Annotated in this window: 14 protein-coding genes; 11 read left to right on the plus strand and 3 right to left on the minus strand. The window is 55.4% G+C overall.

Features of this window, described 5'->3' with window-relative positions; all coding sequences use genetic code 11:
* Position 1: 1 nt before the first annotated feature.
* Both G502_RS0102220 and G502_RS0102225 read left to right on the plus strand, forming a co-directional pair.
* Complete coding sequence (locus G502_RS0102220; RefSeq protein WP_022727028.1) at positions 2-505, plus strand: isoprenylcysteine carboxyl methyltransferase family protein; 504 nt, start codon at positions 2-4, stop codon at positions 503-505.
* Entirely contained in the window at positions 502-2,037 is a 1,536-nt protein-coding gene (locus G502_RS0102225) for a DHA2 family efflux MFS transporter permease subunit (protein WP_026988968.1), read from the plus strand. The genes G502_RS0102220 and G502_RS0102225 overlap by 4 nt, the downstream gene beginning before the upstream one ends.
* Positions 2,038-2,167: 130 nt before the next feature.
* Here G502_RS0102225 and G502_RS0102230 read toward each other — a convergent pair whose 3' ends face one another.
* Positions 2,168-3,247, minus strand: a complete 1,080-nt coding sequence (locus tag G502_RS0102230; RefSeq protein ID WP_022727029.1) for an NAD(P)H-dependent flavin oxidoreductase — start codon at positions 3,245-3,247, stop codon at positions 2,168-2,170.
* Between the two features lie 133 nt (positions 3,248-3,380).
* Between G502_RS0102230 and glyA the strand changes: the two genes are divergently transcribed.
* Entirely contained in the window at positions 3,381-4,697 is a 1,317-nt protein-coding gene (glyA, locus tag G502_RS0102235; RefSeq protein ID WP_026988970.1) for a serine hydroxymethyltransferase, read from the plus strand.
* A gap of 11 nt (positions 4,698-4,708) precedes the next feature.
* Here glyA and alkB read toward each other — a convergent pair whose 3' ends face one another.
* A complete protein-coding gene (gene alkB / locus G502_RS18265) occupies positions 4,709-5,383 on the minus strand; it encodes a DNA oxidative demethylase AlkB (RefSeq protein WP_022727031.1) in 675 nt (224 codons plus the stop codon).
* Positions 5,384-5,496: 113 nt separating this feature from the next.
* Entirely contained in the window at positions 5,497-6,672 is a 1,176-nt protein-coding gene (gene wecB / locus G502_RS0102245; RefSeq protein WP_022727032.1) for a non-hydrolyzing UDP-N-acetylglucosamine 2-epimerase, read from the minus strand.
* Positions 6,673-6,839: 167 nt separating this feature from the next.
* Here wecB and G502_RS18270 point away from each other — a divergent pair, with 167 nt between their 5' ends.
* From G502_RS18270 to G502_RS0102285, 8 genes are all read left to right on the plus strand, one after another.
* Positions 6,840-7,940 carry a mitochondrial fission ELM1 family protein gene (locus tag G502_RS18270; RefSeq protein ID WP_022727033.1) on the plus strand — a complete coding sequence of 367 codons (1,101 nt, stop codon included), beginning with the start codon at positions 6,840-6,842 and terminating at the stop codon, positions 7,938-7,940.
* Between the two features lie 491 nt (positions 7,941-8,431).
* Positions 8,432-8,959, plus strand: a complete 528-nt coding sequence (locus G502_RS22510; protein WP_211217786.1) for a hypothetical protein — start codon at positions 8,432-8,434, stop codon at positions 8,957-8,959.
* 67 nt (positions 8,960-9,026) lie between these two features.
* Entirely contained in the window at positions 9,027-10,202 is a 1,176-nt protein-coding gene (metC, locus tag G502_RS0102260; RefSeq protein ID WP_022727035.1) for a cystathionine beta-lyase, read from the plus strand.
* Positions 10,203-10,325: 123 nt separating this feature from the next.
* Positions 10,326-11,480, plus strand: coding sequence for a flagellar motor protein MotB (locus G502_RS18275; protein ID WP_022727036.1), 1,155 nt, complete (start codon positions 10,326-10,328; stop codon positions 11,478-11,480).
* Between the two features lie 48 nt (positions 11,481-11,528).
* Entirely contained in the window at positions 11,529-12,038 is a 510-nt protein-coding gene (locus tag G502_RS18280; RefSeq protein ID WP_022727037.1) for an RDD family protein, read from the plus strand.
* Positions 12,039-12,118: 80 nt separating this feature from the next.
* Complete coding sequence (locus G502_RS0102275) at positions 12,119-13,594, plus strand: circularly permuted type 2 ATP-grasp protein (protein WP_022727038.1); 1,476 nt, start codon at positions 12,119-12,121, stop codon at positions 13,592-13,594.
* Positions 13,595-13,599: 5 nt separating this feature from the next.
* Positions 13,600-14,544 (plus strand): alpha-E domain-containing protein, encoded by a 945-nt coding sequence (locus tag G502_RS0102280; RefSeq protein WP_022727039.1) that lies wholly within the window; start codon positions 13,600-13,602, stop codon positions 14,542-14,544.
* A 69-nt stretch (positions 14,545-14,613) separates the two neighbouring features.
* Positions 14,614-15,393 carry an arginyltransferase gene (locus G502_RS0102285; RefSeq protein ID WP_081649645.1) on the plus strand — a complete coding sequence of 260 codons (780 nt, stop codon included), beginning with the start codon at positions 14,614-14,616 and terminating at the stop codon, positions 15,391-15,393.
* The last annotated feature ends 2 nt before the right edge of the window (positions 15,394-15,395 follow it).

Raw genomic sequence — 15,395 nt, forward strand, 5'->3', positions numbered from 1 at the left:
GATGATGACTTTCGCCACAGTCGTTCTGGCTGCTGTCACACTACAGCGCCTCGCTGAACTTGCACTTGCTAACCGTAATACAGCCTGCCTGCTCGCACGTGGTGGCATCGAGAAGTCGCCCGGTCATTACCCGGCAATCGTTATCCTGCATGCGGCATGGCTGTCGGCGTTGTGGATCATGGCTGCCAGTGCGCCCGTCAATCTGGTATGGCTGGCTGTGTTTGGTGTGCTGCAAGGGTTGCGGGTGTGGGTCATCTCGACACTTGGAGAACGCTGGACAACTCGGATTATCGTTGTGCCGGGCGAGGCGCGGGTGCGTCGCGGCCCCTATCGCTTTGTCAACCATCCCAATTACTTGATTGTGATAGCCGAGGTGATCGCGCTGCCGATGGCGCTCGGCCACCCCTTGATCGCAATTGCCTTTACCGTACTTAATGCGGCAGTGCTTTGGGTTCGCATTCGCGCCGAGACGCTGGCGTTGGCCGAAGCGGAAATGCACCGATGACTGACCCGTCTACGCCGACAGAAAGTGCCGCTCCGCCTGCCGGCTTGGCTGTCTGGATCTGTTTTCTTGCCATGTGCCTGGGCATGTTCATGGCAATCCTCGATATCCAGATCGTGGTGACATCGCTTCCAGCAATTGCCCAGGCCCTCGATATCCCAGATAATCGGATGAGCTGGGTGCAGACAGCTTATCTCATTGCCGAGGTGATCGCCATCCCGTTGACCGGGTTGCTGACGCGCGCCTTGTCGCTCAGGGGGTTGTTCCTGATCGCGCTCTCGACTTTCACGCTCGCCTCGAGTGCCTGTGCGCTCGCAACGGGTTTCGAGAGCCTGGTGGCTGCACGCATCGTACAGGGCTTCGCAGGCGGTTGCCTGATTCCGCTGGTGTTCTCTTCTGTCTTCCTCATGTTTCCAAAATCCAGCCAGGGAGCAGCGACCACGATTGCGGGCGCCATGGCGGTTCTGGCACCGACCCTTGGACCGACAATTGGCGGCTACATTACAGAGACTTACAGCTGGATGTGGCTGTTCCTCGTGAACGTTGGGCCCGGTGTGCTGGCGGTGGTGGTGGTCGCGTTCCTGGCACCGCGCGAGCGCGGCTGCTGGGGCGTGGTGTGGCGGATCGACTGGATTGCCGTTGGCTGCCTCGCCATCGGGCTGACGGCTCTTGAAATCACACTTAAGGAAGGGCCGCAACAGGGCTGGTTGACGGCTCCAGCACTACCACTTGCAGTCATCTTCCTGCTCGCGAGCCTCGGGTTCCTGGTACGATCGCTACGCTCTGGCGATCCCGTCGTTAATTTGCAACTTTTTGGAGAGCGGAACTTTGCCGTTGCGAGCGTAATAAGTTTCCTGTTCGGAATCGGGCTGTTCTCGGCCGTCTATCTGATGGCGATGTTCCTTGGCCTCGTACGGCATCATGATCCCCTGGCGATCGGGCTGGTGATGATGGTGACAGGTATCTCACAGCTCATCACCGCCCCTGCAGTTGTCCAACTCGAACTGCGGGTGGATGCGCGGCTTTTAACAGCGGCTGGCCTCGCGATCTTCTCGGCGGGACTCGCCATGAGCGGTTGGCAAACACCCACAACCGATTATGAAGAGATGTTCTGGCCACAGGTCGTCCGTGGCATTGGCATCATGTTGTGCCTCATACCGCCGACACGATTGGCTCTGGGAAAACTTGATATGGCTCGAGTTCCCGATGGCAGTGCACTGTTCAATCTGATGCGCAATCTCGGTGGTGCCATCGGTATCGCGATGACGGATACAATTTTATGGCAGCGCACGCCACATCATGCCGATGCATTTGGACGCAAGCTAATGGCAGGTGACGTCGAGACAGCAAAATTCGTTGGCGTACCGCTCGATCTGCTTCCGCCGTCAGGAGGGGCACCATCCTCGCAAGATATTGCCATGGCCCAGCCCCTCGTCGAAGCTGCCGCTCTCACGATGGCAACCAATGAAGCGTGGCTGGTGCTGGCTGGTGTAATGGCGGCGGGTCTTCTGGTGCTGTTTGCGGCACGCAACTGACATGGTCAGTCATACGCAAGTGACAATCATTTCCTGCAGACCACGTGCCAGACAGTACAACCTGGTCTCGCCACCAGAAAGTGTTGGAGCCCAGTCTCTCCATTCAAAATTCATTCCTTGAAACGAGATATCAGGAAAGAATTTCCTCAGCCTGATTCCATAAAGCGTCAGCTATATCCGCTGCTGGACATGCCTGTGCCAGGCGCGCTGATTGCCCGGCCCAGCTCTGCATTCGAGAAGGATCATTGCTTTTTGCCGCTTGGCTGCGCATGGCCTGGGTAAGGCTGCGCTGGACTGGATAGGGCGCAGGTTCCGGAGCATCTGGAGCGTGGGCTGCGCGCAGGTAGTCGTTGACCAGGCTGCGCCCTGCCCGACCGGAGAAAGCCCTTGTCAGCCGGGTGTCCTCGGGGTTGGCCTGGCCGATCCCCTCGCTCCAGCCAGAAGGCAATGCCGCTTCCGGAGTTCGCAGAAAACTCGTACCGATCTGGACGGCGGAAGCTCCAAGCAGTAGGGCCGCGGCAACACCGCGTGCGTCCGCTATGCCGCCAGTGGCAATGACAGGTACTTCCACGGCATCGACCACGGCTGGTAGCAGAGAGAACAGTCCGATCATGGCCGTCTCGGCAGAATCCGCCTGGAATGCACCACGGTGTCCGCCTGCCTCCATGCCCTGAGCAACAAGCGCATCCGCGCCGGCTTCTTCCGCCGCTTTTGCCTCGGCAACAGTGGTCACGGTTGCAAACCAGCGAATGCCCCTCTCCTTCATTCGACGCACAAACTCCGGTGGATAAAGCCCCATGATGGAGGAGATGACTGTGGGGCCGGCTTCCAGCATGGCCTCGCATTGTTCTGAAAAGTCCGGTGCAGCGATCTCGATTGCCTCAGGTTCTACGTCCGGCCCCCACTCGGACAGAAAACGACAGATTGCTGCTTCATGAACACTGTTCCTCACCGGTGGGGGATCGGGTATCCAGAGATTCATCTGAAAACCACCATTGCTGCGTGAGCGGAAATTGGCGGCCCACTTCTGTATGGCGTCGGGTTGCATCAGTAGGGCGCCGCAGGCCCCCAACCCTCCGGCATCGGCAACGGCTGCCGAGAGTTGGGGTGGACAGGCTCCGGCCATCGGTGCCAGCAGGATTGGTTTACGCAGTCCCAGGCTGCTGCAGAATCTTTCTGCGCGCGCTATGTCGGTGTCCCTTTTGGCCATGACGCCGCTTCCCCTTGAAAGAAATATCTTTCCTGAATGCTATCCCGATTCGTGGATAAATCATTGATTGAATTTGCAGTGAAGGCTGGCTTCACTATCCAGCAATCGGGTTTTGGAAAAGGAAATGTGGCAGATGCTGGAAAGACGCCCTTGGGTTCCTGAAGATTGTGAAGACTACATACAGGTCCTTGCAAAGGATTTTGGGGAAAGAACGAGCGATTCTCTTGAGGCGGAGCTGCATGCGCTGGTGCGCCAGAATCGAATCATACATGAAGCGGAATGCATAAACCTCAATCCAGCCACCAATGCCATGAATCCGAGGGCCGAGGCGTTGCTGTCGCAAGGACTGGGAGCCCGCCCCTCCCTTGGGTACCCGGGTGACAAGTACGAGATGGGACTTGAGGCCGTCGAGAAGATCGAGGTCATGGCCGCGGAATTGGCAAGTCAGATTTTCGAAGCCCGCTATGCCGAGATTCGCGTGCCTTCAGGGGCGATGGCCAATCTCTATGCCTTCATGGCCATGGCTCAGCCGGGTGACACTATCATTGCATCTCCAGAGATGCTGGGCGGGCATGTCACACATCACAAGGACGGATCGGCTGGACTTTATGGCGTCGTGACGCATCCCGCCCCGGTGGACGCCCGGAACTACACTGTGGATCTTGATGGACTGAGAGGCCTGGCCCGGCAGGTCAATCCGAAGGTCATTACGATTGGAAGCAGCCTGAACCTTTTTCCCCACCCAATCTCTGAAATCCGTGCAATTGCTGATGAAGTGGATGCATGGGTCCTGTTTGATGCGGCACATATGTCCGGCATGATTGCGGGACGCGCCTGGCAACAGCCACTGCAGGAGGGAGCTCATGTCATGACAATGAGCACCTACAAATCCTTGGCTGGTCCCCCGGCCGGGATGGTCCTGACGAACGAAAGTGAATTGGCAAGAAAACTCGATTCCATAGCCTTCCCCGGACTTACAGCAAATTTCGATGCAGCCAAGTCAGCAGCGTTGGCCATGACACTCCTGGACTGGAGAGATCACGGCCGCGCCTATGCTGCAACCATGGTTAGGGTAGCAGAAGCCTTGGCCCGCGCTCTGGCAGAGCGCAACCTGCCTGTCTTCGGGTTGGAGAAAGGTATCACGAGATCACAGCAGTTTGCGCTTGAAGCAGCCAGTCTGGGAGGCGGCCAGACGGCTGCAAGACAGTTGAGGAAAGGCAATATTCTGACCTGCGGTATCGGGTTGCCCATAGAAGCCCTGCCCGGAGACATGAATGGACTTCGCCTTGGTAGTCCCGAGATTGTACGCTGGGGAATGAAGGAACGGGATATGCCGCAGTTGGCTGATTTCATCGCCGATATCCTGGCACAACGGCGTCCGGTCAAGACCGTCGCCAAGGATGTTTCCGAATTCCGCAGGCCCTTCAACAAGATCCACTTTGCACGTTGATCCGGTCAGCTCTAGCTGGCTTTTCGAAATGTCAGGTTGATGCGGCATGCCCCCAAGAGGGAATGCCGACCCTCCTCCAAAGGCTGTATGCCATGATGGTTCAGGCGAGAGGTCCCACCCCAGACCAGAACATCGCCATGTTCCAGCGGAATGCGTGTCTGTTTCTCGCTGCGTTTTGCACCGCCAAACAGGAATATGGCCGGAAGGCCCAGGGAAACCGACACGATGGGTGCGGAGAAATCTCTTTCATCCCGGTCCTGATGAAGTCCCAGGCGAGCACCTGGCTGGTAACGGTTGATCAGACAGGAATCAGGATGGAAGCCTTCGAAGCCTGCCTTTCTGGCCGCCGCCGTCGCCAATTCCTGAAAGCCTGTTGGCATAGCGGGCCACGGGCTTTCACTCTGGGGGTCCTTAGCGGAGTAACGATATCCTTTCCTGTCTGTGACCCATCCGAAATGTCCGCAATTGCTCATTTCCACAGACATTTGCCGACCGCCAGGCGTGCTCATTCTTCGAAACGGCGCCTGCTCCGTGATTTGTTCTATGAGGGCTATAATCTGGTGGTCCTGGTTGCCCACGAAATTGCGCAACAAAGTAGAATCCTGGGCAAAGTTGTATATTTCGTCCACCGCTCTTTCTTGCTCGAAAAGACCGGGCAGAGTTGCTGATTGATTTTCCGAAGTCATGGCTTTCCGCAATCACACTCACAGACAGTTCTGGTTGCCCATAGTAGCGACAATCAGGTGCTTTTCGAATAGGCAGTACATTGAAGCTGGTTTGAGCGGTTTGCCATGCTGGCTCAGCCAACCAGGGCTGCTTCTCCCTGGACAGGCCCGAAGCTCTGTTGGATTATGTCAGCGATACGAACCGCAGCCTTTCCATCACCATAAGGGTTGGCCGCCTTCGCCATGCTTCGGTAGTAGTCCGGTTGCTGCAGAAGCTTGTTGACTTCAGCCAGGATGGTCTCAGGTCGCGTGCCTACAAGTTTGACCGTTCCGGCCTCAACCGCTTCCTGCCTTTCCGTCGTCTCACGCAAGACCAGGACAGGCTTAGCAAAGGCCGGTGCCTCTTCCTGAACACCACCACTGTCGGTCAACACAATTGAAGCACGGCTCAGGGTGTAAACGAAATCCGTGTAAGGCAATGGTGAACAAAGCTTGATGCTAGGCCAGATCTCAAGTTCTTCGCTAAGATCTGCCCTTACCCGCGGGTTAGGGTGCCAGGGAAAGAGGATCGGAATTTTGGGGTGGTGCACAGCAATCCGATTCAAGGCCTGCGCCAGATTGCGAAAACCCTGCCCCATGTTCTCGCGGCGATGGCCGGTTACCAGAATGAAGGGGTGATCCGGGTGCTGACCAAGTCGTGCTTGCAGATCGCGGGCCAGGTCAAGCTTGACGGCCGGTGATCTACGCCAGTGCTGTTCCAGCTGTAGCAGGGAATCGATAACCGGATTTCCGGTAACGTGAATCCTTTGAGCGTTGACACCTTCCTCAATCAGTGCCCGTCGATTCTGAGCCGTAGGGGCAAAATGCAAGTCCGTAACCCTGGAGATAATCTGCCGATTCCCCTCCTCCGGGAAAGGCGCGGCAAGGTTCCCCGTTCGAAGCCCGGCCTCTACATGGGAAACAGGAATTCGATTGTAGAAGGCGGCCAGCGCCCCGGCGAGGCTGGAGGTGGTATCGCCCTGAACAACCACATGATCAGGTCTGTCTTCGTTCAACACTACGTCCAATGCCTTGATCGCTCTTGCAAGTGAGCGTGCGGGGCTTTGATCTTTCCGCATGATGTCCAGATCGTAGTCTGGACGAATGTCAAAGAGTTCCAAAACAGGGGCCAGCATTTCACGGTGCTGGCCTGTGCTGCAGACACGTACCGTAATGTCTGCCAGGTTCTGTTCTTTCAGGGCTCTGATGACGGGGGCCAATTTGATGGCTTCCGGTCTGGTTCCCAGCACGAAAAGAACGGCTTTCTTCATATGCCCCCGGCTTTTATGTTCTTTTGCGAACAGTGAACAGGTTCGAGCTTCGGCGTGTAACGTTTCGTTCAATACAAACTATAGTTTTGATCATATTTTTATCAAATGAAATATAAAATGCTTCTTATAACCAGAATCAGCGCGGTCGAAACGGCAGGGGACTTTTCATGAACACTTCTGCCAGCAGCAATGCAGAGAGGGCTGCGCCACGTGTCTGGCTGGTTATAGGTGACAAGCTCGGCGATAACGCGCAGGTCGAAATTCTGGCGAGAGCATTGGGTTGGCCTGTTGAAAGACGAAACCTTCGGTTTCGTTCACAGTATATATACGGCAAACCCCGTTTCCGCCCTTCCCTGTATCATCTGGACAGGCAGGCATCAGACAAACTTGAGCCTCCCTGGCCTGATCTGGTGCTGACCATTGGCCGGCGTCCATCAATGGCAGCGCTCTGGATCAAGCGACAGTCGGGCGGACGAACAAAGGTCGTCATTGTGGGACGTCCCAAGAAATATTTTGACGAATTCGATCTGGTGGTGGGTACACCCCAATACAGACTGCCGGACCGATCGAATGTCCTGACTCTGGACCTGCCACTCATGCGTGCTGACATGGAACGCCTCGAGCAGGGCAAGCAGGGCTGGAGTGGTGTGATGGATGCACTTCCACGCCCCCTCACAGCTGTATTGGTTGGCGGACAGACGCGCCCATTCCGGTTTGATGGAGAGGCCACTGAAGAGTTCTTGCAGAAACTTTCCCAGACGCCAGACCTGTCGAACGGTACGATTTACATTACGACGAGTCGCCGAACACCGCGTGTAGTCGGTGACACTCTGGCGCACAGACTTCCTTCGAATGCAAGACTGTATCGATGGGAGGACGGCCGGGGTGACAATCCCTATTTTGGTCTACTGGCCTGTGCCGACAGGTTCGTGGTGACCGGCGACAGTATTTCCATGATGGTTGAGGTTGCCCGGCTTGGACGCCCGCTTGCCATCTATCCCCTGCCCTACCGCCGCAGCCCAATTGTCTCACTTTACGAGAGAATGACGGACCTCCTGCATGGACGTGAAGCATGGCGCTGGCTGGGGGAATTCCTAAGTGACCGAGGGCTGATCGGTTATCCACGCCGCTTGCCTGACCTACATGATCGCCTGGTACGCCAGGGACGCGCGGTGATGCTGGGCACGTCCTTCGTCGAGCCTCCCTCTTTCGTTGACCAGGATCTTGACCGGGCTGCCGCAGCCATAAAGAAGCTGTTCAGCCGCTAACTCCCTTCGACCGGAGCCTTGTTCCGGGGGTTTTCTTTGCGGACGGCACACGCATTTGCTATCCAGTTTCCAACAAGGAAGAAGGGACATCGCACATGTCGTCAAAGGCCTGTGTTTTCATTCATACCAACCCCAAGCAGATGGTCGGAGCGTTGGTTTCGCAGTATTCTCTCAAGCGGAATTCGCGAAATCCGGAGGCATTCGATGTCAGGATTATCTCGACAGAGGACTTTCCTTTTCTGACACAGAAGGAAGGGCAGCCTTTTTTGAGGAATGGTGGGTCGCGCGTCTGGCGAATGGATGACCTGCAATCCTTCACACCCCTCCGTTTCACTCCACCGGAACTTATGAACTATGAAGGCCGAGCCGTTGTCATCGACCCCGATATATTTGCCGTGGGTGATATCAACGAACTCCTGCAAAGGGACATGCAGGGCAAGGCGATATTCTGCAGGACAAGATCCGGGAAACGCTCTGGCGCTCAGGAATGCATGGCCACCAGTGTCATGCTGATGGAGTGCGCAAAATTGACCCATTGGAAAGCGGAGGATCAGTTCCAGAAGCTGTTCGACTATGAGCTGGACTATGCCGACTGGATTTGCCTTCACAAGGAGGACCGCTCGACCATAGGTTTGCTTGAAAACTGCTGGAACGATCTGGACCACCTTGATGACAATACGAAGCTTCTCCACAACACGAAGCGCCAGACACAGCCTTGGAAAACAGGGCTTCCTGTCGACTTTGTCTCGGCCAACCGCCGCTTCCAGCTTCTCAAGCCAAAAAGCTGGGTCCAGTCCATTCGCACACAGGTGCTGGGTCTATCTCCTTACCACGGACAGTATCGCCGGCACCCGGACCCCAAGCAGGAAGCTTTCTTCTTCACCCTCCTGGCTGAATGCCTGGACAAAGGCATCGTGACCCATGAACGCCTCGAAGAGGAAATGAGCCGCAATCATATAAGGCACGATGCCCGGGACATGATCACCAGACATAAACCCGCGGTATCCACGGCTTCTTGATGCCGCTTCACGACAGATACGGAACATATCATTGAGCAAGACAGATCGCGCTTCTTCAAACAGCAGCATGAAATTCGATACCCAATTGGCGCATCTCGGGCGTCGACCGACGGTCAAAGGCGGGCATGCTGTGAATGTACCGGTCGTGCATGCCTCGACGATACTCTTCGACAGTGTCGAACAGATGAAGGAGGCTACGCAGAATCGCTCCGACCCGAACTGGATTCACTACGGGCGCGGGGGTACGCAAACACATGTTGCGCTTCAGGAATCGGTCGCCGAACTTGAGGGAGCGCATGCAGCCCTTTGCGTGCCCTCCGGATTGGCAGCCGTTGTGGTTTCGATCCTGTCCCAGGTTAAAGCTGGCGATCACCTGCTGGTGGCCGACAGTGTCTATGCGCCGACCCGGGGATTTTGCGAAGGTTTCCTGAAACGTTTCGGCGTGGAAACGGACTACTACGCCCCCCTCGATCTTGATGACCTGCGAAGGAAGCTACGTCCCGAGACACGTGTGGTTTATACGGAAGCGCCAGGATCGCTGACTTTCGAGATGCAGGACATACCCGCCATCAGTGAAGTGGCACATGCGCATGGCGCGAAGGTGATACTCGACAATACCTGGGCAACACCCATGTATTTCAAGTCGTTTGCCCATGGTGTTGATATTTCAGTTCATGCTGGAACCAAGTATATCGTCGGCCATTCCGATGCCATGTTGGGGCTGGTGCTCACCAACGACGAAACGACAGCTGCTGCACAACGCCAAGCCGACCTGCTTGGCTATGCCTGTGGACCGGATGATATCTACCTTGCCCTGCGAGGTTTACGCACACTAAGCGTTCGACTGGAACGCCACCAGAAGAATGCGCTGGCGCTCTGCAATTGGCTGTCTCAGCGTCAGGAAGTTTCACGCCTGTTCTATCCTGCATTGCCCGATGACCCAGGACACAAAATCTGGAAGCGTGATTTTCTGGGAGCCAGTGGTTTGTTCGCAGTGGAGCTCCAGCCGGTGAGCGACGAATCAGTTGGAGCCTTCCTGAACAGCCTTGAACTCTTCGGCATGGGATACTCATGGGGAGGATACGAAAGCCTTGCCATTCCCACAAATCCCAGCGATTACCGAACTGCCACTAGCTGGAACGGGCGCGGTCCGACCCTTCGGCTTCATGCCGGCCTGGAAGATGCGGCTGATCTGGTCCAGGACCTGGAACAGGCGTTCGTGCAGCTACGAGCTGGACAGTAAACACACCCATCCAGGTCAAACGGCTGTAACGCCTTATTAACCGTCAATCTGTAAAAGTCCGCAGGGTCTCGGGATAGGCTATTCAGCACCCGGGTCCCCGCGGATTATTTGGATAAGGCGTGAATGGCGGATAGCGATAACCAGCGTCCAATTCTGATCAAGAAGAAGAAGAACGGACATGGGCACGGGCATCATGGCGGCGCCTGGAAGGTTGCCTATGCCGACTTCGTGACGGCCATGATGGCGTTCTTCCTACTGCTGTGGCTGATCAGCAGCACCTCGGAAGAACAGAAGGAAGGAATCGCGGACTACTTTACCCCAACCACCTTCTCCACTGATTCTTCGAGCGGTTCCAATGGAATTCTCGGAGGGGAGACGATCACGGCAGATGGCGCTGCACGGGATGATCGCAGCCCCATGGGGTTTGGAACAGGACTGCCGTCCCGTGAGACACGTATCGAAGGAGGCGCCGCAGCTGACCAGGATCAGCAGACCTCAAATGGGTCCGATGGCTCGGGTGCAGGCTCTTCACCCCTGGACCAGGAAACCCTGTCGGAAGCTGATAAGGCATTGAAGCAACAACGTGCCGAGCAGGATGCGAAAGCCTTCCACGCTGCCAGGGATGAACTGATGAACGAGATCGCGGAACGTCCCGAACTGGCCGGCTTGAAGGACAACCTTCTGGTCGACCAGACAGATGAGGGCCTCAGGATCCAGTTGATCGACCAGCACGGCACAGATATGTTCCCTTCTGGTAGCGCACGACCTCATGAGCACACGGTTCGCTTGTTGGACATGGTCAGCTCTGCCATAGGCAATCTTCCAAACAGGATCTCGATCTCAGGTCACACGGATTCCACCCCCTATAAGAATGGAAACGATTACGGAAACTGGGAACTCTCCAGTGATCGTGCCAACGCCAGCCGGCGTGCCATGATCGAAGCCGGCCTGGCGGCAGGCCGTGTGGAAAACGTTGTCGGGAAAGCCGATACCGAACCGCTTGACCTCCAGAACACAACAGCTCCGCGCAATCGTCGCATTTCCATCGTGCTCTTGAAGCAGGACGATGGAACCACAGCTGCAGTTCCGGAAGACATAAACGACACAGATATCGAAGAAGCGGCTGGCAGAGAATTGCAGCAGGACAAGCCCAATGTTGCGGTCGATAGCCTAGATAGCCCCACTTCTGGAGAGTCCTCCCCCTCTGGTACCGAAGAAAGCCGGCAAAGCGATTCACGCAATACCCCACTGCCTGCACCTTCCCTACTGGCAAATTAAATCTTCCATACCGATATCTTGTGAAATTGAACCGTGATGGAAGGGCAGATGCCGGAAAACTCACTTACACTTTCAACGCAAGATGCCAGTTGGAATCGAAACGGTAAGGATTTCAATGCACGCGATCCCAGTTTCTATGAATCCGTCGTTCTGCTAAGGGTTCTGGGTTATTTCATGGACGTTGTCTTCCTGGCCTTACTCACGGGACTGGTGGGGATGGTGCTATGGATCATTGGGATTCTTTCCCTTGGGCTCTTGATGCCGCTCGTTGCCGTAGGGATTGCGATACTGCCCCTTGCCTATCACACCCTGACCATAGGCGCTTATGGTGCCACACCGGGAATGCGGCTGTTGGGGCTGGAGGTGCGGAATATCGAGGATGGAAGTTCCCCGGATTACATTCAGGCATTTGTCATGACCGCACTGTTCTACCTCAGCATCGGTGTAACCAGTTGGATCATACTGATCGTTGCGTTCTTCAATGAACGTCGTCGCCTGATGCATGACTTCTTTTCGAGCCTTGTCGTGGTGCGGCGCACTCCGCCAGGCAACATATGATCCGGGCATTTGAATAGAATTCAGGTTACGTACTCTGTGGTGATGGGGCATACTGGATATGAGAACATTCCGATCGTCCTGTGAGCACACTGGTGAATAAAAATCTGGAAAATCTGTTTTCCGACTATCAGTCAAACGATTTCTATTGCGAACTTTTTGGTAACAGCCAGAAGGGTTTGCGCCCTGATACGCAGGCGATCATAGAACGCCTGTCGAAGCTTGATCCGGAAAGACTTCGACAGCGTTCCCAGGACGCGGAGCGAGAACTTTACAATCTGGGAATCACATTCACCGTCTATACACAAAGGGATGTCATAGACCGGATACTGCCATTTGATGTGTTGCCGAGAGTCATCGACGCTGCAGACTGGCAAAAAATTGAATCCGGCGTCACCCAGCGTGTCCGCGCCATCAACCATTTCCTGCACGATATCTACCATGAAGGAAAGATCCTCAAGGACGGGATCGTTCCCAACGAACTGATTGTCGGTAATCCTAATTACCGGCCAGAGATGCGTGGCCTGCAAGTGCCCCACGGCACCTATGTTCATGTCAGTGGCATAGATATCGTGCGTGGAGACGATGGCCATTTCAGAGTGCTTGAAGATAACGCCCGGACCCCCTCTGGAGTGTCCTACGTTGTCGAGAATCGCCACCTCATGCAAAGGGCCTTTCCCGATCTCATGGAGGGTACGGGGATAGAGCCTGTCTCCAACTATGGCCAGAAACTTCATGAAGCCCTGGTCGAAGTGGCACCTGCCCATGCCCCGCACCCCCATGTGGTTCTTCTGTCCCCGGGCAGTTACAATTCAGCTTACTTTGAGCATATATTCCTGGCCCGCGAAATGGGTGTTTCCCTTGTTGAAGGCCGGGATCTGGTTGTGGAGAACAGTCGGGTCTTCATGAAAACCATCAGGGGCCTTGTCCCTGTTGATGTCATCTACCGCCGCCTCAATGACGACTTTCTCGACCCCCTGGCCTTCAACTCTGAATCACTTCTTGGCTGTGCGGGGCTGATGGAGGCTTATGCAAGGGGAAATGTAACGTTGGCCAATGCAGTTGGCACAGGTGTCGCAGACGACAAGGCCGTATATGCCTACATGCCGCGAATTATCCGTTACTATCTGGATGAAGACCCCATCCTCGATAATGTCGAAACCCACATCTGTCGCGAAGCTGAAGGATTGCAGTATACCCTGGACCATCTGGATGAACTTGTGGTCAAGCCTGTGGGTGAGGCAGGAGGGTACGGTATTACGGTTGGCCCCAAGGCATCTCGGGAAGAACTGGAAAGCTGCCGCGCAAGCTTGCTTGAAAAGCCTGACAATTACATCAGCCAACCCATGATCAATCTATCTGTCTGCCCGACCCTTTCGGATGATGGGATCATGCCAAGGCACGTTGACCTTAGGCCCTTTGCAGTTACGGGCAAGGAAACCTGGGTCCTGCCCGGCGGACTGACCCGTGTCGCCCTTCGTCCTGGTTCGATTATTGTCAATTCCAGTCAGGGCGGAGGATCCAAGGACACTTGGGTTCTTCGCTCATCCCAAGGATAGAGACGATGACGGCCCTTCTCTCGCGCCAGGCAGCCTGCATTTACTGGATGGGGCGATATATTGAACGCGCTGAGAATCTTGCGCGCATTCTCGATGTCAACGAAACCTACAGCCGTGACAGCCGAGGTGGCCAGAATTGGCGCTCTATTGTCGAATTATATAATGATAACAATAGATTTGACAAAGTTTATGATGATTATGGTGATGAGAATGTGCTGCGTTTCTACGTTCTGGAAAATCGCAATCCCTCCTCGCTTGTCTCTGCTGTACAGTCGGCACGTGAGAATGCCCGTACGCTGCGCCCCCTGATCTCCACAGAGATGTGGGTTCATATGAATGTATTCAGCAACTGGATCCGGGGCACACGCGAAGAAGACTTGAGAGAAGGCCGTCTTTCTCGGTTGTGCATGCAGGTACGCCAGGAATGCCAGGCCCATACGGGAATTACGGAAGGAACGTTCTATCGTGATGAAAGTTGGTATTTCTACCAGCTAGGCCGCATGATCGAGCGCGCAGATCAGACCACGCGTCTTCTGGATGTAAAATACCACATGCTTTTGCCGAGCCTCCATGACGTCGGCTCGGCACTCGATGTCAGCCAGTGGAACGCTCTGCTGCGTTCGGCTGCCGGTTACCATGCCTTCAGACGCGTTCACCCGACAGGTTTTGCTGTACCGAATGTTGTCGCTTTCCTGTTGTTCAACGATGCCTTTCCGCGTTCCGTACATGCTTCCATAAGCCAGTTCGAAAGCCAGTTGACGGAATTGAGGCAAAAGTTTCAACTGAAAGGCGGCGCAAATGCCCTTGATGAACTGGATGAACTGCGTGCCGTACTGAATAACAGCAGCGTGGACGTCATCATGTCCAGAGGATTGCACGAGTTTCTTGACTGGACGCAGCAAAGGATCATTTCCGTTGGCAACAAGCTCTCGGCGGATTTCTTCAGCTAGATGCCATGCAATGGGGCCACGCCTTCCTTTCCTGAAGGGCTGGCAGATGCTCGATGGAGTGAGCTAATAATGCCGCATGAGTCCCCTCCTGCCCCAGAGTTGTCCGCTGTACCGGTGAATGAGAGTACAAGGGAAACAACGCGCCCTGAACTTCATTTCATGGTGACGGCTGAAGCGCCCTGCCCTTATCTTCCGGGACGCTACGAACGCAAGCTCTTGACGGATCTGCATGGGCGAAATGCGCGATCTCATCACTCACGCCTTTCCCAGGCAGGGTTCCGGCGCAGTCATCACTATGCCTATCGCCCTGCCTGCAGGGGCTGTAATGCATGCGTGCCTGTCAGGATTGCTGTGGAGCGCTTTGCGCCAAGCAAGTCGCAAAGACGCATTCGCAGGAAGAATGCGGACCTGGAAGCAATGTTCCGCCCCGCCATGGCCACAAGAGAGCAGTACAGGCTTTTTTCTCGCTATCTAAATACCCGGCATCATGACGGCGAAATGGCCGAGATGACCTTCAGGGATTACCGGGCCATGATCGAGGACACAAACATTCGCACCGAGGTCCTGGAGCTTCGTTATGCCAACGGTGAATTGCGTGGCGCCTGCCTTATGGATGTGCTCGATGATGGACTTTCTGCCGTTTACAGCTTTTTCACACCCGAAGACGAAAAGCGCAGTCTTGGCCGCTATTTTATCCTGCTGCTGATCGAGGAAGCCCTGAAACGAGGGCTTCCCTACCTTTATCTGGGATATTGGATCGCGCAGTCGCGGAAGATGGCATACAAAACGGACTTCCGTCCGATCGAAGCCTTGAGCACGGATGGCTGGATAGACTTGGAGCGCCTGTAGCC

The sequence above is a fragment of the Fodinicurvata sediminis DSM 21159 genome (assembly GCF_000420625.1).
Taxonomy (GTDB): Bacteria; Pseudomonadota; Alphaproteobacteria; order Kiloniellales; family DSM-21159; genus Fodinicurvata; species Fodinicurvata sediminis.

Coding starts and splice junctions, on each gene's coding strand:
- alkB (WP_022727031.1), bottom strand. CDS start 5,383: ATGACTTCGGAAAATCAATCAGCAACTCTGCCCGGTCTTTTCGAGCAA.
- G502_RS18280 (WP_022727037.1), top strand. CDS start 11,529: ATGCCGGAAAACTCACTTACACTTTCAACGCAAGATGCCAGTTGGAAT.
- G502_RS18270 (WP_022727033.1), top strand. CDS start 6,840: ATGAACACTTCTGCCAGCAGCAATGCAGAGAGGGCTGCGCCACGTGTC.
- metC (WP_022727035.1), top strand. CDS start 9,027: ATGAAATTCGATACCCAATTGGCGCATCTCGGGCGTCGACCGACGGTC.
- G502_RS0102225 (WP_026988968.1), top strand. CDS start 502: ATGACTGACCCGTCTACGCCGACAGAAAGTGCCGCTCCGCCTGCCGGC.
- G502_RS18275 (WP_022727036.1), top strand. CDS start 10,326: ATGGCGGATAGCGATAACCAGCGTCCAATTCTGATCAAGAAGAAGAAG.
- glyA (WP_026988970.1), top strand. CDS start 3,381: ATGCTGGAAAGACGCCCTTGGGTTCCTGAAGATTGTGAAGACTACATA.
- G502_RS0102285 (WP_081649645.1), top strand. CDS start 14,614: ATGCCGCATGAGTCCCCTCCTGCCCCAGAGTTGTCCGCTGTACCGGTG.
- G502_RS22510 (WP_211217786.1), top strand. CDS start 8,432: ATGGCCACCAGTGTCATGCTGATGGAGTGCGCAAAATTGACCCATTGG.
- wecB (WP_022727032.1), bottom strand. CDS start 6,672: ATGAAGAAAGCCGTTCTTTTCGTGCTGGGAACCAGACCGGAAGCCATC.
- G502_RS0102280 (WP_022727039.1), top strand. CDS start 13,600: ATGACGGCCCTTCTCTCGCGCCAGGCAGCCTGCATTTACTGGATGGGG.
- G502_RS0102220 (WP_022727028.1), top strand. CDS start 2: ATGATGACTTTCGCCACAGTCGTTCTGGCTGCTGTCACACTACAGCGC.
- G502_RS0102230 (WP_022727029.1), bottom strand. CDS start 3,247: ATGGCCAAAAGGGACACCGACATAGCGCGCGCAGAAAGATTCTGCAGC.